The sequence below is a fragment of the Streptomyces changchenzhani genome (genome assembly GCF_039766235.1).
GTDB lineage: Bacteria > Actinomycetota > Actinomycetes > Streptomycetales > Streptomycetaceae > Streptomyces.
The window spans coordinates 1,528,102-1,554,245 of sequence record NZ_JBDHNH010000001.1; the positions used below are offsets into that span (position 1 = coordinate 1,528,102).

General features: G+C 70.1%; 22 protein-coding genes and 1 pseudogene. 8 read left to right on the forward strand and 15 right to left on the reverse strand.

The window, feature by feature from the left end; all coding sequences use genetic code 11:
* Nucleotides 1-4: 4 nt before the first annotated feature.
* A complete protein-coding gene (locus ABCR94_RS07220; RefSeq protein ID WP_347118220.1) occupies nucleotides 5-427 on the reverse strand; it encodes an ATP-binding protein in 423 nt (140 codons plus the stop codon).
* Nucleotides 428-613: 186 nt separating this feature from the next.
* Between ABCR94_RS07220 and ABCR94_RS07225 the strand changes: the two genes are divergently transcribed.
* Nucleotides 614-1,495: a helix-turn-helix domain-containing protein gene (locus tag ABCR94_RS07225; RefSeq protein WP_347118221.1), complete on the forward strand. Its 882-nt coding sequence runs from the start codon at nucleotides 614-616 to the stop codon at nucleotides 1,493-1,495.
* The gene (locus ABCR94_RS07230) at nucleotides 1,492-1,701 is read left to right on the forward strand and encodes a DUF397 domain-containing protein (RefSeq protein ID WP_347118222.1); all 210 of its coding nucleotides are present in this window, start codon (nucleotides 1,492-1,494) and stop codon (nucleotides 1,699-1,701) included. The genes ABCR94_RS07225 and ABCR94_RS07230 overlap by 4 nt, the downstream gene beginning before the upstream one ends.
* Nucleotides 1,702-1,875: 174 nt before the next feature.
* On the opposite strand, the gene ABCR94_RS07235 is transcribed toward ABCR94_RS07230, so the two are convergent.
* The 4 genes from ABCR94_RS07235 to ABCR94_RS07250 form a co-directional block, all read right to left on the reverse strand.
* Complete coding sequence (locus ABCR94_RS07235) at nucleotides 1,876-2,517, reverse strand: superoxide dismutase (RefSeq protein ID WP_347118223.1); 642 nt, start codon at nucleotides 2,515-2,517, stop codon at nucleotides 1,876-1,878.
* Nucleotides 2,518-2,603: 86 nt separating this feature from the next.
* Nucleotides 2,604-3,701 (reverse strand): glycerophosphodiester phosphodiesterase family protein, encoded by a 1,098-nt coding sequence (locus tag ABCR94_RS07240; protein WP_347118224.1) that lies wholly within the window; start codon nucleotides 3,699-3,701, stop codon nucleotides 2,604-2,606.
* A 440-nt stretch (nucleotides 3,702-4,141) separates the two neighbouring features.
* Complete coding sequence (locus ABCR94_RS07245; protein WP_347118226.1) at nucleotides 4,142-5,578, reverse strand: FGGY family carbohydrate kinase; 1,437 nt, start codon at nucleotides 5,576-5,578, stop codon at nucleotides 4,142-4,144.
* Between the two features lie 72 nt (nucleotides 5,579-5,650).
* Nucleotides 5,651-6,661: a 2-hydroxyacid dehydrogenase gene (locus ABCR94_RS07250; RefSeq protein WP_347118227.1), complete on the reverse strand. Its 1,011-nt coding sequence runs from the start codon at nucleotides 6,659-6,661 to the stop codon at nucleotides 5,651-5,653.
* A 146-nt stretch (nucleotides 6,662-6,807) separates the two neighbouring features.
* On the opposite strand from ABCR94_RS07250, the gene ABCR94_RS07255 reads away from it, so the two are divergent.
* Nucleotides 6,808-8,007, forward strand: coding sequence for an RNA-guided endonuclease InsQ/TnpB family protein (locus ABCR94_RS07255; RefSeq protein WP_347118228.1), 1,200 nt, complete (start codon nucleotides 6,808-6,810; stop codon nucleotides 8,005-8,007).
* A 29-nt stretch (nucleotides 8,008-8,036) separates the two neighbouring features.
* Here the strand turns inward: ABCR94_RS07255 and ABCR94_RS07260 are convergent, their stop codons facing one another.
* From ABCR94_RS07260 to ABCR94_RS07285, 6 genes and pseudogenes are all read right to left on the reverse strand, one after another.
* Nucleotides 8,037-9,128, reverse strand: coding sequence for an ABC transporter ATP-binding protein (locus ABCR94_RS07260; protein WP_347118229.1), 1,092 nt, complete (start codon nucleotides 9,126-9,128; stop codon nucleotides 8,037-8,039).
* Nucleotides 9,106-9,875 (reverse strand): annotated as a pseudogene (locus ABCR94_RS07265) (DeoR/GlpR family DNA-binding transcription regulator). Before ABCR94_RS07265 ends, ABCR94_RS07260 begins: the two are co-directional and overlap by 23 nt.
* A 41-nt stretch (nucleotides 9,876-9,916) precedes the next feature.
* Nucleotides 9,917-11,047 carry an ABC transporter ATP-binding protein gene (locus ABCR94_RS07270; RefSeq protein ID WP_347118230.1) on the reverse strand — a complete coding sequence of 377 codons (1,131 nt, stop codon included), beginning with the start codon at nucleotides 11,045-11,047 and terminating at the stop codon, nucleotides 9,917-9,919.
* Nucleotides 11,047-11,877, reverse strand: coding sequence for a carbohydrate ABC transporter permease (locus tag ABCR94_RS07275; RefSeq protein WP_347118231.1), 831 nt, complete (start codon nucleotides 11,875-11,877; stop codon nucleotides 11,047-11,049). Before ABCR94_RS07275 ends, ABCR94_RS07270 begins: the two co-directional genes overlap by 1 nt.
* Nucleotides 11,874-12,833: a carbohydrate ABC transporter permease gene (locus ABCR94_RS07280; RefSeq protein ID WP_347118232.1), complete on the reverse strand. Its 960-nt coding sequence runs from the start codon at nucleotides 12,831-12,833 to the stop codon at nucleotides 11,874-11,876. Before ABCR94_RS07280 ends, ABCR94_RS07275 begins: the two co-directional genes overlap by 4 nt.
* A 6-nt stretch (nucleotides 12,834-12,839) precedes the next feature.
* Entirely contained in the window at nucleotides 12,840-14,261 is a 1,422-nt protein-coding gene (locus ABCR94_RS07285; RefSeq protein ID WP_347118234.1) for an ABC transporter substrate-binding protein, read from the reverse strand.
* A gap of 176 nt (nucleotides 14,262-14,437) precedes the next feature.
* On the opposite strand from ABCR94_RS07285, the gene ABCR94_RS07290 reads away from it, so the two are divergent.
* A complete protein-coding gene (locus ABCR94_RS07290; RefSeq protein WP_347118235.1) occupies nucleotides 14,438-15,880 on the forward strand; it encodes an FGGY-family carbohydrate kinase in 1,443 nt (480 codons plus the stop codon).
* A 49-nt stretch (nucleotides 15,881-15,929) separates the two neighbouring features.
* Here ABCR94_RS07290 and ABCR94_RS07295 read toward each other — a convergent pair whose 3' ends face one another.
* A complete protein-coding gene (locus tag ABCR94_RS07295) occupies nucleotides 15,930-17,363 on the reverse strand; it encodes an amino acid permease (RefSeq protein ID WP_347118493.1) in 1,434 nt (477 codons plus the stop codon).
* A 285-nt stretch (nucleotides 17,364-17,648) separates the two neighbouring features.
* Between ABCR94_RS07295 and ABCR94_RS07300 the strand changes: the two genes are divergently transcribed.
* On the forward strand, nucleotides 17,649-18,251 hold the full coding sequence (locus tag ABCR94_RS07300; RefSeq protein ID WP_347118236.1) for a biotin transporter BioY: 603 nt from the start codon (nucleotides 17,649-17,651) through the stop codon (nucleotides 18,249-18,251).
* A gap of 101 nt (nucleotides 18,252-18,352) precedes the next feature.
* Here the strand turns inward: ABCR94_RS07300 and ABCR94_RS07305 are convergent, their stop codons facing one another.
* Nucleotides 18,353-19,063: an LPXTG cell wall anchor domain-containing protein gene (locus ABCR94_RS07305; protein WP_347118237.1), complete on the reverse strand. Its 711-nt coding sequence runs from the start codon at nucleotides 19,061-19,063 to the stop codon at nucleotides 18,353-18,355.
* Between the two features lie 208 nt (nucleotides 19,064-19,271).
* Between ABCR94_RS07305 and ABCR94_RS07310 the strand changes: the two genes are divergently transcribed.
* The gene (locus tag ABCR94_RS07310; protein WP_521976356.1) at nucleotides 19,272-21,860 is read left to right on the forward strand and encodes a protein kinase domain-containing protein; all 2,589 of its coding nucleotides are present in this window, start codon (nucleotides 19,272-19,274) and stop codon (nucleotides 21,858-21,860) included.
* Here the strand turns inward: ABCR94_RS07310 and ABCR94_RS07315 are convergent.
* The gene (locus ABCR94_RS07315; RefSeq protein ID WP_347118239.1) at nucleotides 21,824-23,356 is read right to left on the reverse strand and encodes an amino acid permease; all 1,533 of its coding nucleotides are present in this window, start codon (nucleotides 23,354-23,356) and stop codon (nucleotides 21,824-21,826) included. The two genes, ABCR94_RS07310 and ABCR94_RS07315, sit on opposite strands and share 37 nt — an antisense overlap.
* A 159-nt stretch (nucleotides 23,357-23,515) precedes the next feature.
* On the opposite strand from ABCR94_RS07315, the gene ABCR94_RS07320 reads away from it, so the two are divergent.
* Both ABCR94_RS07320 and ABCR94_RS07325 read left to right on the forward strand, forming a co-directional pair.
* Entirely contained in the window at nucleotides 23,516-24,004 is a 489-nt protein-coding gene (locus tag ABCR94_RS07320) for a ribose-5-phosphate isomerase (RefSeq protein WP_347118240.1), read from the forward strand.
* A 76-nt stretch (nucleotides 24,005-24,080) separates the two neighbouring features.
* Nucleotides 24,081-24,890, forward strand: a complete 810-nt coding sequence (locus ABCR94_RS07325; RefSeq protein WP_347118241.1) for an Fpg/Nei family DNA glycosylase — start codon at nucleotides 24,081-24,083, stop codon at nucleotides 24,888-24,890.
* Nucleotides 24,891-24,899: 9 nt separating this feature from the next.
* Here ABCR94_RS07325 and ABCR94_RS07330 read toward each other — a convergent pair whose 3' ends face one another.
* A complete protein-coding gene (locus ABCR94_RS07330) occupies nucleotides 24,900-26,132 on the reverse strand; it encodes a GNAT family N-acetyltransferase (RefSeq protein ID WP_347118243.1) in 1,233 nt (410 codons plus the stop codon).
* Nucleotides 26,133-26,144 lie beyond the last annotated feature (12 nt).

Here is a 26,144-nt window from a genome sequence, read left to right on the forward strand (position 1 = left end):
GCCCTCATGCCGGCCCCCGGACGGGCAGATGCGCCCAGACCGTCTTGCCGGGGTTGCGCGGCCGGATGCCCCACCGCTCGGAGAGGGCATCGACGATGAGCAGCCCCCGGCCGTTGGGGTCGTCGGGGTCGGGCTTCCGCAGCTCGGGCATCTGCCAGGCGTAGGAGTCGGCAACCTCCAGGATGAGCACGCCGTTGCGTCGGCGCAGGGCGAGTTCGAAGTAATCCCCGGTGCCCTTGGCGTGGTTGACCACGTTGGTCGTCAACTCGCTGGTGACGAGGACGGCATCGTCGATCAGGAGGCCGAGTCTCCACTCGATGAGGAGCGCTCTGACGTGCCGCCGAGCCGCTGCTACGGAGTCCTTCCGGACCTGGAACCTTGTTACGTGCGTACGCCCGGACATGCGTCCCCCAAGGTCAGTGGGCATGCGGAACCAACATCACCAAGCGTCCTGGACTGCCAACGCTGAGTGACGCAAGTCACGCTAGACCTAGTATTGGACGATAGGCAAGTGCATCACTGATGCAAGCTTGCAGTCACGGCTGGGGGCCAAGTCGCTGGCGCTTACGAACAGTTGCCGTGCAAACTGGCTCCGAAGAGATAAGGGGGGCACATGCCCGCAGGTGGGAAGCCCACGGTGCGCAGTCGGCGGCTGGGGGCGACGCTGAAGCGCCTTCGCCTCAACGCGCACCTTGACCAGGAACACGCGGCTGAAGCGGTGGCGTGCTCGACTGCGAAAGTCAGCCGGATCGAGTCCGGTGCGGTCAGCGCTCGAGTGGGTGACGTGCGCATGCTCCTCGACCTCTACGGGGTCGAGGACGCGGCTGAGCGTCAGCGGCTTGAGAAACTGGCTCGTGACAGCAACAAGCGCGGCTGGTGGCTCAACTTCCAGTTCCAGTCGCCGACTCTCGACCGCTTGGGCGACTTCCTCTCGCTGGAGACCGACGCGACGTATATCCGCGCCTGGCAGCCGGTCTTCATCCCTGGCCTGCTTCAGACGCCGGAATACACCCGGGCGTTGACCGAGGCCAATCCGGAAGTCATCAGTGATGAATCGGCGGACGAGGTCGTCAAGGTGAGACAAGAGCGTCGTCGGGTCTTTGAGGAATCCGGCGCTCGGTTCGCTGCTGTCATCTGGGAACCGGCGATCGTCAGCCCGATGCCGTCGGCGAAGGTCCATCGGGCGCAGCTCGCCCACCTCGTGAAGCTGGCGAAGCAGCCGAACGTGACGATTCAGGTACTTCCGCACAGCGAATGGGCCGCCGCCAGGGTGGCACCAGCATTCGTGGCCCTCTCCTATGCTCACGAAGCGTCGCCGGAGGTCATTGTGCAGGACACGATGGTCAACAGCGTCATCCTTGAAGACCATGAAGACATGGCAGGTTACGTACATGCCTTCGATGCACTCAGGTCCGCTGCGCTCACCCCGGACCAAAGTCGTGCCTTCATCCGGAAGCTCATGAACAGCATCACTGCGGAGAACGAGGAAGCATGAATAGCCGTCAGGTCGTCAGTACCTTCATGAAATCGTCGTACTCCGGCGGGGGTTCGGCCAACGAGTGCGTCGAGGTCGCCCGCACCGCCGACGGCGGCCGGGCCGTACGCGACACCAAGAACCGCGATCGCGCCACGCAGTTCTACGCGCCTGCCGAGTGGACCGCGTTCATCGCCGGGGTGAAGGCCGGATCGTTCGACGGCTGAGCTTGAGCCGCCCCGGCGCGCAACGACAGCGCGCAAACAGCCAGCCCCCGCGAGTCATGTCCTCGCGGGGGCCGGCCTTGTTCCACCCGCCCCGGTGAAGGTTGAGAAGACGATCACGAGGCAGGGCGTGTGTGGGCCCGTACGGCTGCGGGAGCCGGTTACGGGCTGAACGGACTACGGAACGAGCAGCAGGTTGTTCGCGCTCTGCTTGGCGTTGACGTAACGCTTCGACACGTCCTGCCAGTTGACGACCTTCCACATCGCGTCGATGAAGTCGACCTTCTGGTTCTTGTACTGAAGGTAGAAGGCGTGCTCCCAGGCGTCGAAGACCAGGATCGGCACGGAGCCCTGGCCGATGTTGCCCTGGTGGTCGTAGACCTGCTCGACGATGAGACGGCCGCTGACCGGCTCGTACGCGAGGACACCCCAGCCGGAGCCCTGGGTGGTCGCGGAGGCCTTGGTCAGCTGGGCCTTGAACTTGTCGAAGGACCCGAACGACTCGGCGAGCGCGTCGGCCAGCTCGCCGACACCGTCCTTTGCCAGCGGCTCGCCGCCGCCGTCGCCGGTCATGTTGTGCCAGTAGATGCTGTGCAGGATGTGACCGGAGAGGTGGAACGCGAGGTTCTTCTCCAGCCCGGTGATCGAGCCCCAGGACCCCTTGTCGCGAGCCTCTTCGAGCTGCTCAAGGGTGTCGTTCGCGCCCTTGACGTAGGCCGCGTGGTGCTTGTCGTGGTGCAGTTCGATGATCTGCGGGTTGATGACGGGGTCGAGCGCCGCGTAGTCGTACGGAAGTTCAGGAAGTGTGTAAATGGCCATGATCCGAGCCCTCCGACTGCTTATTGCGACTGATATGCAGATGCAGGCTAGCAGCAGGAGGGTTCGATGTTGATCAGGCGTTGCTTCTAGGACCTGGGGTCCATGGCGTCCATCGCGTCCCTGGCGAGTACCGCGATGTCCGGGAAGTCCGTCACCACGGCGTCCACCCCGAGCTGGTAGTGCAGGGCGTACTCCGCGAACGCGTCACCGAAGTCGTTGGGCGCGGTGCCGCGGCGGAACGCGGCGGGCAGGAACTGGTTCTCGCAGCGGAACGTGTACGCGCCGACCTTCAGCCCGGCCGCGTGCGCGTCCGCGAGCAGGGGGGACGGTGCCACCACCGAGCTCTTGTCCGGGCCGATCCAGTCGGCGTACTCCGCGATCCCGCGCAGCCCGGCCGGCGTCATCATCTCCTTGTACGTCGCCGGGTGGCCGAACGGGCCGCCCGTCGTGCCGAGCGCCTGCCACAGCGGCACCCGCAGTCGTTCGGCGGCCATCTGCAGCAGGCTCGACGGCTCGAAGGACTGCACGACGCACTCGCGGGCACTGAGGCGGCTGCGCCGGATGATGCGGGCGAGCGGCGGTTCGAGGGGCAGCCCGATCGAGCGGAAGTAGCTGGGGTGCTTGGTCTCGGGGAAGACCGCGATCGTCCTGCCGTGCTGCTTGGACAGCTTCCGCGCCAGGTCGACGACCTCCTGGAAGGTCATGACGCCCTGACGTCTGTCGAAGACCGTGTTGCGGTTTCTGACGAGCGGCAGCCGCTCGACGGCGCGCAGGGTCCTCAGCTCGGCGAGGGTGAAGTCCTCGGTGAACCATCCGGTGACCGGCCGCCCGTCCACCGTCTTGGTGGTGCGGCGCGCGGCGAACTCCGGGTGGGCCGAGACATCGGTGGTCCCGGAGATCTCGTTCTCGTGCCGTACGACGAGGACGTGGTCTTTCGTCGGTACGAGATCGGGCTCGATCCAGTCCGCGCCGGTCTGGACGGCGTACGTGTAGGACGCGGCCGTGTGCTCGGGCCGCCACCCGGCGGCGCCCCGGTGTCCGATGACGACCGGGCCCCGGCGCGAGCGGGAGTCGGATACGGCGCCGGTGCCCGCGGCCGCGGCGGGGAGCGCGGTGGCGGCCGTGGCGGCGGTCGCCAGTCCGGCGGCGAGCAGGACGGAGCGGCGTCTTGGCTGTGCGGACACGGGAATCTCCCTGGTCGTGGCGGGTGTTGAGGGGCGGCGACTGCACGATAGGCGGGGGCGGAGCCGTTCGGGGCGGGGTACGAACGCCCTTCACCCGGAGGTCCGCGACTCGTCGTGCGGGGTTCACCTCCGGCGGTGGCGCGGCGGGCGGTGGGCGCGGTGGGCGCGGTGGCGGATCGCCGCGCCGGGCCCACCCGAGCGGGGTTCCTGTCCTCGACCCTGTCCTCGATGGCCGGACGCGCCGGGACGGTCGCCGGACCGGCGGGGAGGGTCGCCCCCGGCCGAATCGCCCCCGGCCGGGAGCCGAGGACATCGCGGCCGGAGCGCGCGTCACCGCGGCCGTCCGAGGGACGAGGGTGCCCGCCCCACCGGGGCGGTCTCGGGTGGACGTCACCTGCCCGCACGCGCCCGCGCCCCACCGGGGCGCCCCGCCGGGAGCGTCATCCGCCCGCACGCGCCCGCGCCCTCGTCCGGGACTCCGCCAGGCGGGCCAGGTGCGCCGCGTACCCCCGGGCGTAGAACCGGGCCCGCTCCGGGTCCGGCTCGACGATCGCCGTCGGGGCGGTCCAGGCGGCCGCGTCCAGCGGTACCCCGTACCGTGCGGCCGCCGCCAGCACCGCCCCCCGCGCTCCGACCTCCCCCTCGACGACCCGCAGCGGGCGCCCGAGCACGTCGGCGAACAGCCGCATCCAGGCGGGTGAGCGCGTACCGCCGCCGCACACCGCCAGGTCGCCAGTGAGGCCCGCCGCCTCCAGGCAGTGGCGGGCTGCGAAGCCGATGCCCTCGGAGGTGGCGCGGATGAGGTCGCCCTTGGTGGTCTCCAGGGACACGCCGGTCAGCTCGGCCCGCAGATGCGGTTCGACGAACGGGGCCCGTTCGCCCGACGGGGCGAAGTAGGGCAGCACCTGTACCCCGTGCGCGCCCGGCTCGGTGGCGTCCAGGAGCGCGTCGACGTCCGCGTGCCGTACGCCCGTGGTGTTCAGGACCCAGTCCAGCGCCGCCGTGCCGACCATCGCCGGCATCGCGCGCAGCCAGTGCCCGGGGGTGTCCGTCGAGATGTGCAGACCGGCGGGCTCGCCCGCCAGGTCGAGGGTGTCCGTGGCGACCAGCGAGGCCAGGCAGGTGCCGATGATGAGCAGCCCGTCGCCGGGCCGGGTCACGCCCGCGCCGAGCGCGCAGGCCGGCAAGTCGTAAGGCCCGTCCGCAATCGGGGTGCCGGGCGGCAGCCCGGGGCCGTGCGTCTCGGCGACGGCGAGGGGGTCCTTGACCGGGGCGAGGAGCCCCCGCCGGTGACTCAGGCCGAGCAGGGCGAGCGTGTCGCCGTCGTACTGCCGGGTGCGCGGGTCGAGGAAGGGCATGGAGGCGTCCGAGACGTCCGTCGCCCGTACGCCGGTCAGCCGCTGGAAGACCATGTCCTTGCAGTACAGGGCGGCCGTGGCGCCGTCCAGCGCCTTGGGTTCGTGCCGGTCGAGCCAGCCGAGGAGCGGCCCCGGGCTCCCCGGGAACATCGCGCCGCCCGTCCGCCGGAACACCGAGGTGAAGACGCCCGACGCCATCCACTCGTCGAGGAGTTCGTGTGCGCGGCCGTCCATCCAGGAGATCGCGGCGCGCACCGGCCGGCCCTCCGCGTCCACCAGCCACACCCCGTCGCCCTGGCCGGTGAGCCCGGCCAGCTCGACGCGGTGCCCGGTGAGCCCGGCCGTCAGCGCGGTCAGTACGTCGGTCACCGCCGCGTACACCGCGTCCATGTCCTGTTCGACGAAGCCGCCGCGGATGTCGAGCGCGACGGGCCGGGACTCGACAGCGAGCTCCCGCCCCCGCTCGTCGAACGCCGCCGCCTTCACCGCGGACGTGCCCACATCGATACCGACGTACATGTCCCGGACCTCCTCGGGTCAGGCGTGCGGGTCGGGCCTCAGGTGGTGCCTTCGGTCGGTCTCGGCCCGGCCTCAGGTCAGGCAGTGCGCGAGCGGCACTCCCTTGGCGTACCTCGCCACCTCCGACGCGGCGATTCTGGCCGCCTTCTCGGCGACCTGGCGGCTCGCCCCGCCGAGATGCGGGGTCAGTACCACTCCCGGCGCACCGCGCAGCCGCGCCCCGGCGGGCAGTGGCTCCTGCTCGTACGTGTCGAGTGCCGCCGCCGTCAACTGCCCGCTGTCCAGCGCGTCGCACAGCGCCTCGGTGTCGACCAGCGGGCCACGTGCCACATTGACCAGCGTGGACCCGCGCGGCAGCAGCGCCAGCTCGCGGGCGCCGATCAGGCCGCGGGTCTCGTCGGTGAGGCGGGCGTGCAGCGTCACTACGCGTGAGCGCGACAGCAGGGTGTCGAGCGAGTGCACCCGTACCCCGTGTATGTCCCCGCGGATGTACGGGTCGTACACCTCCACCTCCGCGCCGAACGCGCACAGCGCCCGCGCGACCCGGCTGCCCACCGCGCCGTAACCGATCAGCCCGACGCGGGTGTCCTCCAGCTCGGGCCCGCACTGCTCGTACGTGTAGTACGAGCCGTCCCACAGGCCGCGTCGCGTCAGCGCGTCGTGCGTCTGGGGGATGCGGCGCATCGCGGCGAGCATCATCCCGACCGTGTACTCCGCGGTGGCCGCCGCGTTGCGGCCCGGTGCGAAGCACACCCGTACGTCACGCGCGCGTGCCGCCTCGATGTTGACGTTGACGGGTCCGCCGCGGCAGACGACGAGCAGGCGCAGCTCGGGGGATGCGGCCAGGACCCGCTCGGTGAAGGGACCCATCTGGGTCACGCACACCTCGACGCCCCGCAGGGCCTCGATGAGCGCGTCCTCGGAGTCACTGGCCTCGTCGACCTCGGCGACCTTGCCGAAGGGCTCCAGCGGCCAGGGGAGGGTGAGTTCGGTCAGGTCGAAGGGGGCGGGGACCGAGGCCCCCAGGGCTTCGGCGATCAGTGAGTTGAGGACGAAGTGGTCACCGGCGGCCAGGATTCTCATCGGATACCTCCGAGGAAGCCCCGTCCTTTAGGGCGGGGAGGAATTGGACTCCTGCGGTGCAGGGCAATGGGCTGGGATTCGCCGTCAGGGCGGATCGCAGTGCACTGACTCGCAGGTTTGGTCTTTACATAAGGCGGTACTAGTTTGTGAGCGTGACCACCAACCAGGTGAAGCGGGCGTTCAAGTACCGCTTCTGCCCGACCGACGCGCAGGCAGCCGAGCTGTCGCGCACGTTCGGATGCGTTCGGAAGGTCTACAACCTGGCCCTCGCCGCCCGCAGCGAGGCGTGGGCCAGGCAGGAGCGGGTCAACTACAACGCCACCTCCGCCATGCTGACCGTATGGAAGAAGACCGAGGAACTGTCCTACCTCTCCGAGGTCTCCTCCGTTCCGCTCCAGCAGGGCCTTCGGCACCTGCAAGGCGCGTTCGCGAACTTCTTCGCCAAGCGGGGCAAGTACCCGCGTTTCAAGTCGCGGAAGAAGTCCCGCAAGTCGGCCGAGTACACCACCTCCGGATTCCGCTACCGGGACGGGAAGCTGACGCTCGCCAAGATGCGTGAGCCGCTGGACATCGTCTGGTCGCGCCCGCTCCCCGAGGGTGCCGACCCGTCCACGGTCACCGTGTCGCAGGACGCGGCCGGGCGCTGGTTCGTCTCCATGCTGTGCGATGACACCCCCGTCCCCATGCCCGACACCACACAGGCTGTCGGGATCGACGCCGGTATCACCAGCCTCGTGACGCTCTCCACCGGTCAGAAGGTCACCAACCCGAAGTTCGAACGCAAGGACCGTGCCCGTCTCGCCAGGGCACAGCGGGCGCTGGCGAAGAAGGCCAGGGGTGACGGGGCCAACCGGGCCAAGGCCCGGCGGCGCGTAGCGAAGATCCACGCCCGGATCACCGACCGCAGGCGTGACCACCTGCACAAGCTGACCACTCGTCTCGTTCGTGAAAACCAAACGATCGTGATCGAGGACCTGACCGTACGCAACATGGTCAAGAACCATTCTCTGGCCCGCGCCATATCCGACGCGGCCTGGACCACCATGCGCGGCATGCTGGAGTACAAATGCGCCTGGTACGGAAGGGACCTGGTCGCCATCGACCGCTGGTTCCCCTCCTCCAAGCTGTGCTCCGCCTGCGGCACCATCGCGAGCAAGATGCCACTGCACGTCCGCGTATGGACATGCGGATGCGGCGTAACCCACGACCGCGACGTGAACGCGGCGAAGAACATTCTGGCGGCCGGGCTGGCCGTGACAGTCTGTGGAGCTGGTGTAAGACCTCAACGGAGTTCTCCGGGCGGGCAGTCGGCGACGAAGCAGAAACACCCACGGCGCGAGCCGTAGGAACCCCCTCCTTCAGGGAGGGGAGGATGTCAACGCAAAGCCTCTCCTGTCTCGGCGTCGAAGACATGGGTGAGGCGCGGGTCCGCGCCCACCCGCACGGTCTGGTCCCGGTCGAGACGCACCTCGGGGCCGGTCTGTACGACGAGGGGCTTGGTCACGCCGTCGAGGGTGAGGGTGGCGATCCCGGTCTCCAGGAGCGGTTCGTGGACACTGACGCGGGCCGGTACGACCTCTTCGTCGCCCTCGTCCGGGTCCGCGAGCCGCAGGTCCTCGGGGCGGATGCCAAGGACCACCTCGCGCCCGGCGGCAAGCTGTACCGGCACGGCCAGCCGCACGGTGGCGGAGAGCCGCACTTGTCCGTCGTCGGTGACGACTCCGGGGAGCAGGTTGATCGCGGGCTCCCCGACGAAGTCCGCGACGAAGAGGTTCGCCGGGCTGTCGTAGATCTCGTAGGGCGTGCCGAGTTGCTGGATGACGCCGTCCTTCATCACCGCGATGCGGTCGGCGAGGGACAGCGCCTCCTCCTGGTCGTGCGTGACCAGGATCGTGGTGTGCCCCAAGTCCTTCTGGATGCGCTTGAGTTCGCGCCTTGTGGTGTCGCGCTGCGCCGCGTCGAGGTGCGACAGCGGTTCGTCAAGGAGCAGGACGTCGGGCTCGCGGATCAGGGCGCGGGCCAGCGCGACGCGCTGCTTCTGGCCGCTGGAGAGGCTGCCGGGCCTGGCGTCGAGGAGCTCGGTCAGGCCGATCCGCTCGGCCATGTCCCGTACCCGCAAAGCCACTTCCTTGCGGGGCCAGCGGCGCGCGGCGAGCCCGAAGCCGAGATTCTCCGCGACGGTCAGCGGCGGGTAGAGCGCGTAGTTCTCGAAGGCGACGCCGATGTTGCGCTGCTGGGCGGGCAGCGGCACCACCGATGAGCCGCCGACCAGGATGTCCCCGCCGGTCACCGACTCAAGCCCGGCGATCATGCGCAGCGTGGTGGACTTGCCGCAGCCGGAAGGGCCGAGGAGGCCCAGGAGTTCCCCGGAGCGCAGCTCCAGATCGATGCCGCGTACGGCGTGCACCTGCTCCCGCCCCCGGGAGCCGTAGGTCTTGCGCAGCTCACGCAGTGCCAGTTCGGTCATCGCCGGGGCCTCCGCTTCCGCACACCTCGTAGGGGACTTTGTGTTCGTCGAGGTCGCGCAGCATGTCCACGGACGCCCCGTCGTCGACCAGCACCAGGTCGAACCGGGAGAGCGGGGCGAGCCGGTGCAGGGCGACGCGGCCGAGCTTGGAGTGGTCGAGCAGCAGCACGTTCTTCGCGGCGGAGTCGAGCATGGCCCGCTTCACGGAGACGATGTGCTGCTCCTGGTGGTAGGCGAAGCCGCCGGAGGCCGCGGACGTCGAGGTGAAGCAGATGTCGACCTGGAGGAGCTGCACGGCCTCCAGCAGGAGACGCCCAGGAAGGAGGAGTGCAGGGGGTCGTAGTCGCCGCCCAGCGCCATCAGGTGGATGCCGCGCTCGGTGGACAGCAGGGTCAGCGCTTCGAGGAAGTTGGTGACGACGGTGAGCGGGGTGATGGAGCCGAGCCTGCGGGCGACCTCCAGGGTGGAGGTGGAGTCGTCGAGCATCACGGCCATGCCGGGTTCGATGAGTTTCAGCGCGTGCTCGGCGACGGCGGCCTTCTGTGCCCGCATGGTCTTCAGCCGGTACGCGACGTTGGACTCGAAGACCCCGGACGGCTGCGCGGTGACGCCGCCTCTGAACTTCCGTACGATGCCCTGCCGTTCGAGCTCGTCGAGGTCCCGGTGGATGGTCATCAGGCTGACGTCGAAGCGCTCGGCCAGCTCGGCGGCGCTCGCCGAACCGGCCGCGAGGACCCGCTCGGCAATCGCCGCCTGCCGGGGCGCGGGCCCGCGCTGCTGGTCGCCGCTCACCTGGAGATCCTCCGCCCCGGCCGCTCGGGCGCGCCTTCGGGCCCACCTTTGGGGTCGTCGGCCTCGAACAGCAGCAGGTTCTCGGGGCGTACGGACACCCGCACCGGCGCGTCGGGCCGCAGCCCCGCCGCGTCCGCGCGGGGTACGACGCACGACAGGTGCTGCTCGCCGAGCCGGACGGTGACCTCGGTGGCGCGGCCGAGTACCTCGGTGATGTAGACGCTGCCTGCCAGTTCGAGGCTGCCAGGCCCGAGGCGGCCGGAGCCCAGCGACAGGTCGCGCGGCCTGACCCCGAGCTGGACGGCGGTGCCCGGCGGTGCGGGGACCGGGACGGCCAGCTCGAAGAAGCCGTCCACCGAGCGGTAGTTGCCGTCGCGGGTGACGGTGCCCGGCAGCAGGTTGATGCGCGGCCGTCCGAAGGAGCGGGCGACGAAGGTGTCGTACGGCCGGTGCCAGATGTCCTCGCGGACACCGGTCTGCACGATGCGGCCCTCCCGGATGACGCCGATGCGGTCGCCGAGCGCCAGTGCCTCCACCGAGTCGTGGGTGACGTACAGGGTGGTGGTGCGCCGGACCGCGCCGATGGCCTTGAGCTCGGCGCGCATCGCCTGGCGCAGCTTGGCGTCGAGGTGGGAGAGCGGCTCGTCGAGGAGGAAGGCGCGGGCCGGGCGCACCAGGACCCGGCCGAGCGCGACACGCTGGCGCTGCCCGTTGGACAACTGGCCCACCTGGCGCTCCAGGAGGGCGCCGATGCCGAGCAGGTCGGCGATGGCGCCGATCCGCTCGCGGGCCTCGGCGGCCGGCAGCTTGTACTTGGGGGAGCGCAGCGGCGACGCGAGGTTGTCGTACGCGCTGCGGTGCGGGTAGAGGGCGTACGACTCGAAGCACATGGCGACGCCCCGGTCGTACGGTTCGACGCCCGTCATGTCGGTGCCGTCGAGCAGGACGGTCCCCGACTGGGGTTCCTCCAGGCCCGCGACGGTCTTGAGCGTGGTGGTCTTCCCGGCGCCCGAGGGGCCGAGGAGGCAGAAGAACTCGCCTTCCTCGACGTCGAGTTCGAGCCCGTCGAGCGCCCTGTTCTTCCCGTACGCCTTGTGGACGGCGCGCAGCGAGATGGCGGCGGCCATCAGGACTTCACCGCCCCGAAGGAAAGACCGCGCACCAAGTAGCGCTGGATGGTGAGGGCCAGGAGCAGCGGCGGAATCACCGAGACCAGGGCCGCGGCGGCGGTCAGGTTGTACTTGGGCCGGTCGCCGCCGAGGAAGGACAGCGCGCCGACCGTCACCGTCTGCGCCTCGGAGGAGGTGAGGATCAGCGGGAAGACGAAGTTGTTCCAGGCGAAGATGAACGCGAGCAGCGAGACTGCGGCGATGCCCGGCTTGACCAGCGGCAGGGCGACCTTGAAGAACGCCTGTTTGCGGGTATAGCCGTCGAGCAGCGCGGCCTGTTCCAGCTCGGGGGAGAGGTCGGAGAAGTACGAGCGCATGATCCAGACGATCAGCGGCAGCGTGACCAGTTGGAGCACCCAGATCATGCCGACGTACGTGTCGAAGAGCCCGAGCTTCTGGTAGAGCACGAACAGCGGGATGATCACGGTGAGTTCGGGTGCGAACCGGAACGACAGCAGGGTGAACATCAGGTTCTCCGAGCCCCGGAATCGCCACCTCGCCGCCGCGTAGGCGGCCGGCAGGCCGATCACCAGGGACAGGCCGACGGCCCCCAGTGACACGATCAGGCTGTTGACGAAGAACCGCAGGAACGGCACGCCCGCGTCGTCGCCCGCCCCCAGGACCGTCCGGTACGAGTCGAGGGTCGGCGCGAAGGAGAAGTACGTACTGAACAGCTCGTTCGCGGGCTTCAGCGACAGGATGATCATCCAGGCGATCGGGAAGAGCGCGAAGACGAAGTACAGGATGAGGGCGCCGTCGGCGGCGATCGAGAGCAGCTTGCGTTTCACTTCTGAGGCACCTCCGCCGCCCGGTTCTGGATCTTCCCGAGGTAGCGGACCAGCACCATCGTGACCAGGTAGACCACGGCCCACAGCACGATCATGTAGCTGATCCCGAACGAGTACCGCTGGAAGCGGATCGCCTCCAGATACGCGCGGATCTGGAGCACCACGGTCGAGTCACCGGGACCGCCCTCGGTGAGGGCGTAGATGATGTCGAAGACCTTCAGCGAGTCCATGAACCGGAAGATCACCGCGACCAGGACGTACGGCCAGAGCATCGGCAGCGTCAACTTACGGAACGTGAACCACCAGTTGGCGCCGTCCACCGCCGCCGCCTCGAACGGCGAGGCCGGCAGTGAGCGCAGTCCGGCCAGCGCCAGGATCGCCACGAACGGCGTGTATACCCACACATCGACGGCGATCGACGAGAGCAGCGCACCGGTCGGGGTGTCCGTCCACTGCACACCCCCCAACCCGAAGGGTTTAAGGAGGTAGTTGATGACGCCGACGCTCGGCTGGAGCATCAGCTTCCACATGATCGCGGCGATCACCGGCGCGATCATCAGCGGCAGAATGAGGATCTTCTCCAGCACTCGCCCGATGAGGGGCGAGCGGTGCAGCAACAGCGCCACCGACACCCCGAGCACCGTCTCGACGGCCGCCGCCCCCACCGCGTACAACACCGTCACCCACGCGGAGTCCCAGAACGACGACTGGGTGAAGATCCGCCGGTAGTTCTCCAGGCCGACGAAGTCGGGCTGCGGCTTGCTCGCCGCGAAGTCGAACACCGTGTAGTACAGCCCGAGTCCGAAGGGATACAGGATTCCGCCGGTCAGCAGCAGAGCCGGCACGATCAGCAGATAGGGCCGCAGCGAACGCCGCCAGCGCGGCACTGCCCGCGCCGGCGGCCCACCCCCCTCGCGTGAGGCCGCCCCGTGGTCGGTCTCGGTGAGGGACGACATGCGGCGTCACCCGACCTTCGATGCCAGGTCGCTCGCCAGGCCGTTCAGCACGGACTTGGCGTTCTTGCCGCCGTAGATCTCCTGGAGCGACGCGGCCCAGCTCGTCGTCGCGTCGAAGAACTGCTCCTGCGGCGTGAACTGGATCTTCGTCTGGTCGACGACGGTCTCGAAGGTCTCGATGAAGCCGGGAATGTCCTTCATCTTGTCCTTGTACGCGCCGTCCTGGCTGACGGACTTGCGCACCGGGTCGATGTGGTTGCCCTCGATCGCCGCCTTGCGCAGATGCTCCTTGCCGGTCGCCCACTGGAGGAACAGCCACGCCGCGTGCTTGTTCTTGCTCTTGGCGTTCATGCCGAGCGACCAGATCCACATGTTCGTGGCGAGCGATCCGTCGGGCCCCTTCGGCCCCGGGTGGAAAGCGATCTTCCCGGAGGCCGGCGAGGCGCCCGCCACGGCCTGGAAGTACGCGGCGGTGTCGGCGTCGAAGAGCATCCCGGCCTTCTTCGCGCCGAGGTCGCTGGAGCACTGGTACCAGGTGTACGACGTCCAGGACGGCGGCCCGCCCTTCTTGATCATCTCGGCCCAGTCCTGGGTGAAGGCAATGGCCTCGGGGGAGTTCATGGCCGGTTTGACCTTGCCGCCCTCGACGGTGAAGTCCTTGAGCCCGTACCGCGAGTACATGGTCATGAAGCCGGGGTGGATCGTCGCCCAGCTGCGCGACCCGCGCACCGCGACCCCGTACATCCCGTCGAAGCCCGCGCCCGGCGCCCGGCGCTTGATGGCGCCGGAGATCTCCCGCAGTTCGTCGAAGGTCTCGGCGGGCTTCAGCCCGAGCTTCTTGAACACCTCGGTGTTGTACGCGACGACGTTGGTCTCCCAGCCCCACGGTAGCGCGTACTGCCCGCCCTGCCCCAGCGGGGCGCCCGCCTTCAGGGACCACTGGTCGGCCTGCAGGAGGTTGGGGAAGAAGTCGGCCTGGTCCCATTCGGAGCCGGTGGCCGAGGAGTTGCGCATCCACGGGCCGAGGTCCTCCAGCCAGCCCGGCGGCCCGTACTGCCAGACCATGTACGCGCCGAGCATGAAGACGTCGTAGGACGCCCGGCCGCTGGACAGGTCGACGGTGAGCTTGTCGAAGTAGTTGTCCTCGGGGAACACGTCGTACTCGACCTTGATGCCCGTCTTCGCGGTGAACGCCTTCAGGTCGGCGATCAGGGCGTCGGTGTACGGGTGCTTGTTGAGCAGCGCCTTGACCGTTTTGCCCTTGGCCTTCTTCCAGTCGAAGGACCCGGTGACGTCGTCGGCCGCCGAACCGTCGCCCTTCTTCTCGTCCCCGCCGAACCCCGCACCACAGGCGGTGAGCAGCGGTGTGGCGGAAGAGGCCGCCGCCAGGGCGAGGAGCCGCCGCCTGTCCTGTCCGCGCATGTCCATCGCGACCTCCGCTGCTGTGTCGGCCCGGGGGTGCCCCCGGGCCTCCTAACAAGTGCAGTCGTCTGGTTAACAGAGCTTGGAACAGCGGTAGTTGGGCGTCAATCCCTCGCGCAACGGAAAATCTCGGTGCACAGTGAGAAGTTCACACATGGCGCCGATACGCGCGGGAGGATCGTGTGCGGTCCGACGACACGGCATGGCTGGGCATCGATCTCGGGACACAGGGGGTACGCGCGGTCCTCGCCACCACCCGGGGCCACCTCCTCGGCAGCGGCTCGGCCCCGCTGACCGGCCGGCGCGACGGAGTGCGCCACGAGCAGGACCCGGCCGACTGGTGGGCCGCAGTGCGCACCGCAACACAAGCCGCACTCAACGGCGTTGCCGCCCGCCGTATCCGCGCCCTCGCCGTCTGCTCCACCTCGGGCACCGTCCTGCTCACTGACGGGCAGGGCTGCCCGCTCACCCCCGGCCTGATGTACGACGACGGGCGCGCCGGACCGGAGGCCGTCGAGGCGGGGCTGCCGCCGAGCTGGGGCCTGCCCAAGGCGCTCTGGCTGGCCAGGCGGCGCAACGGGCAAGCCGGCGCGGTACGCCTCGCGCACCAGGCCGACACGGTGAACGCCCGGCTCACCGGCGGCCCGGTCGCCACCGACTCCAGCCACGCCCTGAAGACCGGCTACGACCTGGAACACGACGCGTGGCCCGGCGGGGCTCTGGACCGGATCGGCCTGCCCGCGAGCCTGTTCCCCGAGGTCGTACGCCCCGGAGCCACCCTCGGCAAGGTCAGCGACGCGGCTTCGGCCGAGACCGGCATCCCGGCCGGCACCCTGGTCGTGGCCGGCATGACCGACGGGTGCGCGGCGCAGATCGCGTCCGGCGCGCTGCGCATCGGCTCATGGAACTCGGTACTCGGCACCACCCTCGTCCTCAAGGGCGTCACCGCGGCCCCCGTCCACGACAGCACCGGCATTGTCTACAACCACCGCTCCCCGGACGGCAATTGGCTGCCCGGTGGTGCGTCGAGCGTCGGGGCCGGCGCACTCAACGCGGCCTTCCCCGGCGCCGACCCGGCCCGCCTCGACCGCCTCGCCGCCCACCACGAACCGGCCGTCGCCCTCGCCTACCCGCTCGCCTCGCACGGCGAGCGCTTCCCGTTCAGCGCCCCCGACGCCACCGCGTTCGTACTCGGCGCCGGTACCTCGGAGGGCGACCACTGGGCGGCGCTGCTCCAGGGCATCGGCTACGCGGAGCGGCTCTGCCTTGACTACCTGCACTACCTGGGCGCCCCGGTCGAAGGCTCGCTGACCTTCACCGGCGGCGCGGCGCGCAGCGCGTACTTCAACGGGCTGCGCGCCGACATCCTGGGCCGCCCGGCCCGCATCCCCGAACAGACCCAGCCCGCCCTGGGGATGGCCGTCCTGGCCGCGCACGGCGCGGGGGAGGCGGGGGACCTGGCGGATGCGGCGGAGGCGATGGTCCGCGTCCGGGAGGTGGTCCACCCGCACCCCGGGCGCACGGCGGCCTTCGCGGAGCCGTACGCCCGGCTGGTGGGGGAGTTGGAGGCGCGGGGGTGGCTGCCGCCGGAGGTGGCGGCGCACGCGGTGACGCGGTTGGGCTGAAGCCGCCCTGGCGGGTGCCGTTGGGCTGAAGCCGCCCGCGGGACAGTCCTTAGCGGGTATCCGTGCGCGTACCCGCCTGCTCGCGGGACTTCTGCAGCCCGAAGCCGATCCCGGCGAGCACCAGCGTGAGCGCCCCCGTCGCGAGCAACTGATCGCGGGTGCCGGGCTCGCGCAGCATCAGGGCGAAGATGCCGACCATGCCGATCAGCGCGACCCAGGTCAGCACCGGGTACGCCCACATCTTCACGACCAGCGTCTCCGGAGCCTCGCGCTCCGTGCGCCGCCGCAGCAGCAACTGCGAGACGGCGATGAAGATCCAGACGACCAGGATCACCGCGCCGATCATGTTGAGCAGCCATGGGAAGACATCGTCCGGGCGCCAGTAACTGAGCAGCACACACAGGAAACCGAAGACGCAGGAGGCGAGCACCGCGACGCGCGGGACACCGCCGGTGATCCGGCCGAGCGCCTTGGGGCCCTGCCCGCGCGCGACCAGCGAGTACCCCATGCGCGACGCGCCGTAGATGTTCGCGTTCATCGCGGAGAGCAGCGCGACCAGGACCACGATCTGCATCACCGTGCCGGCGCCAGGGATATCGAGGTGGTCGAGGGTGGTGACGTACGGGCCCTTGTCGGGGTCGGCGACGTCCGGGTTGTCCCACGGGACCAGGGCGACGATGACCGCCATCGAGCCGATGTAGAAGATCGCGATGCGCCACATCGCCGTCCGCACGGCCTTGGCGACACCCTCGACGGGCCGCTCCGACTCGGCCGCAGCGATGGTGACCGTCTCCAGGCCGCCGTACGCGAAGACCGAGGCGAGCAGGCCGATCACCAGGCCCTCGGAGCCTTTGGGCATGAACCCGCCGTCGCCGGTGAGATTGCTGGTGCCGGGGGCGTCCGTGCCGGGCAGCACACCGAAGATCGCCAGCAGGCCGATGATCAGGAAGAGCGCGATCGCGCCGACCTTGAGCGCGGCGAACCAGAACTCGAACTCGCCGAAGTTCTTCACGGACGCCAGGTTCGTGCTGAGGAAGACCAGCATGAACAGCGCCACCCACGCCCACTCGGGCGTCCCGGGCAGCCAGTTACTCATGATCTTCGCGGCGCCGATGCCCTCAAGCCCCACGGCCACGCACAGCAGCACCCAGAACGCCCAGCCCGCGGTGAAGCCCGCCCACGGGCCGATCGCCCGTTCCGCGTGCACCGAGAAGGAGCCCGATGCCGGGTTCGCCGCCGACATCTCACCGAGCATGCGCATCACGAGCATGACGAGGAGGCCGGATATCGCGTACGCGACGACGATCGAAGGGCCCGCCGCGGCGATGCCCGCGCCGGACCCGACGAAGAGGCCCGCGCCGATGACACCGCCGAGGGCGATCATCGACAGATGGCGCTGTTTAAGACCGTGCGTGAGGGGCTCGGCCTCGGTGGCCAAAGGAGTGGCAGTGGCGGGCGGGGAGCAGGGCGGGGCGTCGTGCATGGCGCTCGTCACTCTCGCGATTCTCGGAATGTTCCGCAACGTTTATGGGGAACCTACAGTCTGGCCGAGCATTGCCCTTCTCCGCAAAAGGGCCACTGCGCACCGGTGACTCCGTGACGCGCATCACGTATGCGCGGAGATTGCCGACCACTCTTTGTGTGAATCCCACCAAGAGGCCAACCCCCGCTTTGTCGGCGGCTGATGGTGATCGCCCGTTAACCCCTGGGCTAACGTCACGGTGTCCCTTCCTGCCTTTCCCTTCCTGCCCTAGCCCGCGGAGCCCCGATGAGCACTGCTGCCGTCCCCACCCGCCCCGGAGCGGTCCTCGCCGACCTGCTGCCGTCCGTCACCACCGCCTCGCGCGCCTTCGCCCGCGACGCGGTCCTGGTGTTCGGCGGCGCCGCCCTCACCGGCGTCGCGGCCCAGATATTCCTCCCGGTGCCTGGCTCGCCCGTCCCGGTCTCGGGCCAGACGTTCGCCGCGCTCCTGGTGGGCACGGCGCTCGGCGCCCGCCGCGGCTTCCTCTCCCTCGCGCTGTACGCGCTGGTCGGGATGGCGGGCGTGCCGTGGTTCGCGGAGGGCGCGTCGGGCATGGCCATGCCGACGTTCGGCTACATCCTCGGCATGCTGCTCGCGGCCACGGTCGTCGGCGCCCTCGCCCGCCGCGGCGGCGACCGCTCGATGCTGCGCACCGCGGGCACGATGGTGCTCGGCTCGGCCCTCATCTACGCGATCGGCGTGCCGTACCTGGCCCTGTCCACCGGCATGTCCCTGAGCGCCGCGGTCGCCGCGGGCCTGGTGCCGTTCCTCATCGGTGACGCGCTCAAGGCGGCGCTGGCGATGGGCGCGCTGCCCGCGACGTGGAAGCTGATGGGACGCCGGGACTGAGTCCGCGCGTACGAAGTAGGCGAGGGCCCGCACCACTTGGTGCGGGCCCTCGCCCCTTTTTTGCCGTACGTCCCCTACGCCAGCGGGCTTTGTGCCCTACATCAGCGGGCCCGACGGCTGGTCCACCGGAACCCGGCGCCACCCGCCGCGATCAGCAGCGCGCCGGCCAGACCGAGTGCCAGGGTGCGGTCCCCGATACCCGTGGACGGCAGGTCCGGCTTGCCGGGCTTGGCGTCCTTGCCGGGCTTCGACGGCTCCGCGGGCTTGTCGCCCTGCGCCGCCGGGGTGTTGTCCGTGCCGAGCAGCAGCGGGGTGTCGGGCGCGTTCGGCGTCGGCTTCGACGTACCGAAGGCGACCGGGCCCTGCTGCCACAGCAGCTTCTTGCCGGTGCCCTCCGTCACCGGCAGACAGATCTTGCCGGCCTTCTGGAGGTCGTAGGTCGCGGTGACGGCGTACGAACGGTTCTTGCCCGCCGCCACATTGTCGATGACACACGCGAAGCCGCTGTTGGATCCGGGGGGCAGTTGGCCCTTCGGAATCTGCCCGCAGCCCTTGACGGCGGTGATCCGCATGCCGTCGAAGCCGACCACGGTCAGGGTGATCGGACCTGTCTCCTTGGTCCCGTTGTTGACTACCTTCGCGGTGAGCTCGGTGCCTTCCGTCTTGTTGTCGACGGTGATGCGCTCCGGCAGTTCGGTTGTGATCTTCACATCGGCGATCGCTGCGGGCCCCGGCTTGCCTCCCTTGCTGCTTCCCGGCGCCGGTTCATCGGCCGCGTAGGCGCTGAACGGCAGAAAGAGAGTGGTCGCCATTGCGGCCGCCACCATTGATCCCGCAAATGTTCGATTCGGTCCCCTGTGGTTCCCTACGGTCTTTCCGATCATTTCCCGTCCCCCTCACCGCGCAACGTTCTGCAGTACAAGAAGAGGTACCACAAGATTCCGTCCAACTATGCTGTGATGGTGGCAAGTTCATGCTTCTGTCCTGGCCGCAGCCGGTGCTGAGGGAGAGGACGGTTAAATGGCGGGAATATTGGGAAAGCCGGGGACACCGGGGCTATTGGTAGCCGGTCGATACCGCCTGGTCGTTTCGATCGGCCAGGGGGGAATGGGGCGTGTGTGGCGCGCGTCCGACGAGGTTCTCGACCGGCGCGTCGCTGTGAAAGAAATGCGGATGGACGACCCCGACGCGGAGGACTGCCGCATCCGGCGTGAGCGCACACTGCGGGAGGCGCGGGCGACCGCGCGGATAGACCATCCCAATGTGGTCAGGGTCTACGACGTCGCCGAGCAGGGCGACCGCCTGTGGATCGTCATGGAGCTGGTCGACTCGCGCTCCCTGGAGCAGTTCCTGACCGAGGACGGCACGGTGACTCCGCGCGAGGCGGCGCGGATCGGCCTGGGTCTCGCGGCGGCGCTGCGTGAGGTCCACGCGGTGGGGGTGCTGCACCGTGATATCAAGCCGGGCAATGTGCTGCTCGGGCGCGCGGGGCGCGTTGTGCTCACCGACTTCGGGATCGCGGCGATTCAGGACACGACGTCGCTGACCATGGCGGGCATGCTGGTCGGCTCGCCCGACTACATGGCCCCGGAGCGGGTCGGCGGCCGCCCGCAGGGCCCGCCGTCCGACATCTGGTCGCTGGGCGCGACCCTGTGCGCCGCGGTCGGCGGGCAGTCGCCGTTCTCCCGCCCGACGACCATGGCGACCCTGCACGCGGTGCTCTACGAGGAGCCCGAAATCCCCTCCGCCGCAGGCCCGTTGGCCCCGATCCTGGCCTCGCTCCTGGTCAAGGAGCCGTCCCTGCGCCCGACCCTGGACGAGCTCCACGCACGCCTCCACCTGATCGCCAACACCCCGCCGCCGCCACCGGGTCCGCCCGCCCCGACGGGGACCGCGCCCCCCGCGGAGGCCACCGGAACGCCCGGCCCCGCCGCACGCGGGGAGGCCCCACCGGACGAGGTGCGTACGCCGCCGGGCGCATTGGTGTCCGGCCAGGCGCCACCGGGCTCCAATCCGCCGGGGCGTACGCCGTCGAGCCCTGCGCCGTCGAGCCCTGCGCCCCCGCACGCGGGACCGGCGTACGCCAGGCCGGAGCGGGTGCCGGCGTGGAGTGAGCCGGACCCCGAGGGGACGGCGCCCCAACCTCAGGCACCCGCCGCCCCTCAGGCACCCGCCGCCTCGGCCGAAGCGGGAGTCGGAGCCGGGGCTGCCCCTGTACCCGGTGCGGCGCCCGAGGCCGCTGGGGGAGCGGCACCCGTACCCCCGCCCGAGTCCGGCCGTACGCTGCCGCATTCCGGGCCGTCGGCCGAAGGCTCGGGGTCCACGGGCTGGTTGGCCGAGGCGCACGGCGACGAGAGCCGGATCCCGCCGGATGCGGGGCATGGAAATGGTGCGGAGGCTGCGGCACACCACGCGTCCGGTCCGGCCGGGTCCGCACTCCGTCCGCCGGAGCCCCGCGTGAGCCCGAGCCCAGCGGGGTCCGCGAGTTTTCCTGGACAGGCCGACGGGTCCACCCCCTCCACCCCCGTCGGGAACGCAAGCCCCGTCGGGCCGACAGCCGGGTCGCCCGCCGGCTCACGGCCGACCCGCCCCGACCCGCGCATCCGCCCTGCTGCGGCGGCGACCGCCGCGCCCGCACACCCACACACCTCGCCCCCTCGGGAGGCCACCGGCCCCCGCGGCACCACTGCTGAGCCCGCGCCGACGGAGCCCGCGCCCCCCGAACCGGCGGCATCCCGCCCCGCAGCGTCGGGCGTGGCCCACTCGCCGACCCTGGAGGCGCCCCGCCGGGCCTACGGGCCGCCGGGCACCGGCAACGCCTCCGGGCCACCGGCGCCCGCACAGGAGGCCCCGAGCCGCGCTCCGGAGCGCGAGCAGCGGGAAGTCTCGGGCCGCGCTCCGGAGCAGGAGGCCCCGGAGCCCGCCCCCGACCTCGCCCCCGACACCGCTCCCACCCGTCCCCCCACGCCCGCTTCACCCCGCCCCTGGGCCGCCCGTAAGAATCGCGTGCTCGTCGCCGCCGTCCTCACCGCCACCGCCGCCGTGGCCGCCGTCTTGATCGCCACCGCCGGCGACCCGGGCGGCAGCAACGGAGGTGACCCCAGCAGCAGCCCGACCGTCGCCGGCACCTCCCGCCCACCGAGTGACTCCGGCACAGGCGGGGGCACCACCGAGCCCATCCCCACGCCGCCCCCCGGCGCCCGCAACGAGACAGGCTTCGCCTGGGTGCCGCCCAAGAGTTGGACGCGCAGCGCTAAGAGCCCGTCCAACGTCCACTACCACTCGCCCGACGGGCAACAAGAAATCGCCGGCCTGTACGCACTCGCACGCGGCGGCGATCTTCTTGCTCAGTGGCAACAGTTCGAGCAGGAGTCCCTGGACGTCCCGGATTATCGGAAGGAGCGCCTGGAGCGCACCACCTTCAAGGGCCGGCCGGCCATCGTCTGGGAGTACTTCTTCACGGACGACGGCCGGCCCTGGCGCGCCCGCCAGCTCGGCTTCAACGCCGGCGGCAAGTCGTACCAGGTCAACCTCTGGTACGCGCCCGACACCAGGACCGAAGCCCTGCGTGCCTACGACCGGGTGACGGACTCCTTCACACCGCTCTGATCCGTCGGACCGGCAGGCCCGGCCAGGTCGGCAGGCCCGTCAGGCCCGGCCAGGTCGGTCGGGTCGGCGGACGCGTTCTTCCGCAGCTTCTCGCGGATCAGCGCGATACCGATCACCAGCGCCGCGACCAGCAGCGAAAGCAGCACCTGCTTACGGGGCTCACCGTCGTCGTAGATCATGTAGCCGATCACGAACACGATCATCGCCGCGGTCGCGTACGTCAGATACGGGAAGAGCCACATCTTCACGACGAGCTTCTCCGGCGCCTCGCGCAGGATGATCCCGCGCATCTTGAGCTGCGTCAGGCAGATGACCAGCCACACGAACAGCGCCACCGCGCCCGACGAGTTCAGCAGGAACGCGAAGACCGTGTCGGGCCACATGTAGTTGAAGAAGACGGCGATGAAGCCGAAGGCGACCGACGCGAGGATCGCCGTGCGCGGAACACCGTGCCCGACCGTCTTGGCGAAGGACTTCGGCGCGTCCCCGCGCTTGCCCAGCGAGAACGCCATGCGCGAGGCCGTGTAGAGCCCGGAGTTCAGGCAGGAGAGCACCGCGGTCAGCACGATGACGTTCATGATCTGACCTGCGTGCGGGATGCCGATCGAGTTCAGCGCGGCGACGTACGAACCGTCCTTGAGGATCGACTTGTCGTTCCACGGCAGCAGCGTCAGCACGACGAAGATCGAGCCGAGGTAGAAGATGCCGATACGCCAGATCACGCTGTTGGTGGCCTTGCGGATGGCCCGCTCCGGGTCCTCGGACTCACCGGCGGCCAGCGTGACGATCTCGCTGCCCATGAAGGAGAAGACGACCATCAGGACGCCGGTCAGGATCGCGCCTGGCCCCTTGGGGAAGAATCCGCCGCTGTCCGTGAGGTGGGCGAAGCCCGCCCCCGGGTTGTCCGAGCCCGGCAGCAGGCCGAAGACCGCGAGCAGACCGATGATCACGAAGGCGCTGATCGCGACGACCTTGATCCCCGCGAACCAGAACTCGAATTCGCCGTACGACGCCACCGAGGCCAGGTTCGTGGCGGTCAGCACGACCATCACGATCAGTGCCCAGCCCCACTGCGGGATTGCCGGTATCCAGCCTTCGAGGATCAGTGCGCCCGCGGTCGCCTCGACGGCGAGCACCACGACCCAGAAGAACCAGTAGAGCCAGCCGATGGAGAAGCCCGCCCAGCGCCCGAGGGCCCGGTCCGCGTAAGCCGAGAACGACCCGGAGGTCGGATTCGCCGCGGCCATTTCCCCGAGCATTCGCATCACGAAGACGACCAGCGTGCCCACGAGTGCGTACGACAGGAGGATCGCCGGACCCGCCGCGGCGATGCCGCCGCTCGACCCGACGAAGAGGCCGGCGCCGATGACGCCGCCGATGGCGATCATGGACAGATGGCGGTTCTTCAGACCGGCCTGGAGACCATCGGTAGGCTGCGAATTCCCGGGTTCCCCGGGGTTTTCGCCTGCCTTCGTAAGGGTCGGCTGCGTGCTCATGCACAATCCTTAACTTCTGGGTTCGCTCGGGTGACGAGCCCCCGCATTGAAACCCGACGTTCATCCAGGACGGAAGAGCCGAATCCGGATCGTTGTACGGGGAGCGGGGTCCCGACCCCGGCGACGGCTGCCCGGCTCCGCTCGTGCCACACTCGACCCATGCGCGTGTACCTCGGTTCCGACCATGCCGGATACGAACTCAAGAACCACCTCGTGGAGTGGCTCAAGGCCCACGGCCACGAGCCCGTGGACTGCGGTCCCCACGTCTACGACGCCCTGGACGACTACCCGCCGTTCTGCCTGCGCGCCGCCGAAAAGGCCGCCGCGGACCCCGACGGGCTCGGCATCGTGATCGGTGGCTCGGGCAACGGCGAGCAGATCGCCGCGAACAAGGTCAAGGGTGTACGTGCCGTGCTGGCCTGGAGCGAGCAGACCGCCGCCCTCGGCCGCGAGCACAACAACGCCAATGTGATCTCGGTCGGCGGCCGGATGCACACCCGGGAAGAGGCGACGAAGTTCGTCGAGATCTTCCTGTCCACGCCCTACACGGGCGAGGAGCGCCACCAGCGCCGCATCGACATGCTCGCGGCCTACGAGACGACCGGTGACCTTCCCCCGGTCCCGGCGCACCACCCGCAGCAGGACTGACCGAGCCGACCGTTCTCCCTGTGCCGCCGGGGCATCGCCCCTCGGCGGCACGGCCATGTCCCCGAGGAGCGACGCCGTGCCCGAAGGGCATACGATCCACCGCCTCGCCGACGACCACCGCGACCGCTTCGCGGGCAGGACCGCCCGCGTCACCAGCCCGCAGGGCAAGTTCTCCGACAGCGCGGCGCTCATCGACGGCCATGTCATCGACGACACGGACGCCCATGGCAAGCACCTCTTCCTCGGCTTCGGCGGCGTCGGCTGGGTCCATATCCACCTCGGCCTCTTCGGCAAGCTCGGCTTCGGCGCGGCCCCCGCCCCGCCCCCGGCCGACACGGTCAGGCTGCGGCTCGTGAACTCCGAGGCGTACGCCGATCTGCGCGGCCCCACCACCTGCGCCCTGATCACGGACGCCGAGAAGCAGGCGATACACGAGCGGCTCGGACCCGACCCGCTGCGCCCCGGCCAGGACGCGGAGAAGGCCTGGCGGCGGATCTCCCGCAGCCGGGTCACCGTCGCGGCCCTGCTCATGGACCAGAAGGTCGTCGCGGGCGTCGGCAACGTCTACCGCGCCGAGGTCCTCTTCCGGCATGGCATCGACCCGTACCGCGCGGGCAAGGACCTCACCCGCCGCGAGTGGGACGCGATCTGGGCGGACCTCGCCGCGCTCATGCGCGAGGGCGTACGCAACAACCGCATCGACACCGTCCGCCCCGAGCACATGCCGGACGAGATGGGCCGCCCGCCACGCGTCGACGACCACGGCGGCGAGGTCTACGTCTACCGCAGGGCCCAACTGCCCTGCCACATCTGCGGCGCGGAGATCCGTATCGCTCCGCTCGCCGCCCGCAATCTCTTCTGGTGCCCAGGGTGTCAGCAGAGCTGAGGGCCAGTGCTAGAAGCCGTGCGGCAGCCACGGCGCGACGTCCGAGCCGAACGCCACCGAGGCCTCCGCCAGCGCCCCGTGCCGCCGCTCCCGCACCCGCCCGGCGCCCGCCAGCGCGGTCAGGCTCGTTCCGCCGAGATACGCCGCGCCCAACTCCCGTACGGACAGCGCCAGATCGGCGGGCTCGTCCGTCCGCTTGCAGGACGCACCGCCCTTGGCGTCCCCCGTCAGCCGCCAACGCCCCTCATTCCAGGGGCAGAACGCGTCGGTGACCTCGAAGACGACATCCACGGGCACCTGGAAGGTCCGGGCCTCCAGGGCCGCGCCGACGTCCACCAGCCGCACATACAGCGAGTCGCGCACCCGTACGTCGCACCGGCGGATGTCGGACACCAGCTGCTGCCAGGCGTCGTCCACCGGCCTGTTGCGCGTCCGGAGCGTCGACGTCAGGTCGATGTCGAAGAGGAAGCGCCACAGCGCCGCGTACGCCGCCGGGTCGAGCGCCTCGCAGTCCCGCAGTACGACGATGCCTTCGGCCCCCGTCCACTCCCAGTCGGGCTTCACCTGGTAGCGGGCGTACCCCACGGTCTCCCCGTCCCGCTCCGCCAGCACGCACTGCAGCGGTGAAGTGCCCTCGCGGTCACTCTCCCGGTCGATCAGCGGCAGGCCCTCCCAGCCGGGCGCGCGCGCCACCATGCCGGGCCGTCCCGTCACCAGCTGCGCGTACACCGCCTCGCACGCGCCCTGCGCGTCGGCGGGCTTCGCGAACCGCACCCGTACGTTGTCCGTCCCGTCCGGCACCGCGAGCCGCACCCGCGAGGTGTTGATCTCGGCGGCCAGCTGCTGGGTGGCGCAGCCGTACCCGAAGCGGCCGTAGATCGCGGGCTCGGACGCGGTCAGCACGGCGAGCGGCTCACCGGCCGCCCGTACGTCGTCCAACTGGCGCCGCATCATCGACCTGAGGATCCCGCGCCGCCGGTGAGTCGCCGTCACGCTCACCATGGTCACGCCCGCCGAGGGCACGAGCGCGCCGCCCGGCACCGACAGGCGGAAGCTGAAGGCCCCGGCCGTGCCCACACACTCCTCGCCGTCCCAGACGCCGATCGACCGGTCGAGCTCCGTCAGTTTCTTCCAGAGGGCGCGCTCCTCCGGGGCTTCCGCGACACCACCGAAGGCGAGCTCCAACTTGCCATACCACTCGTCCCACTCGTCCGGCCGCAGTACCCGAAGTTCTGTAGTCATATGCCATGACTA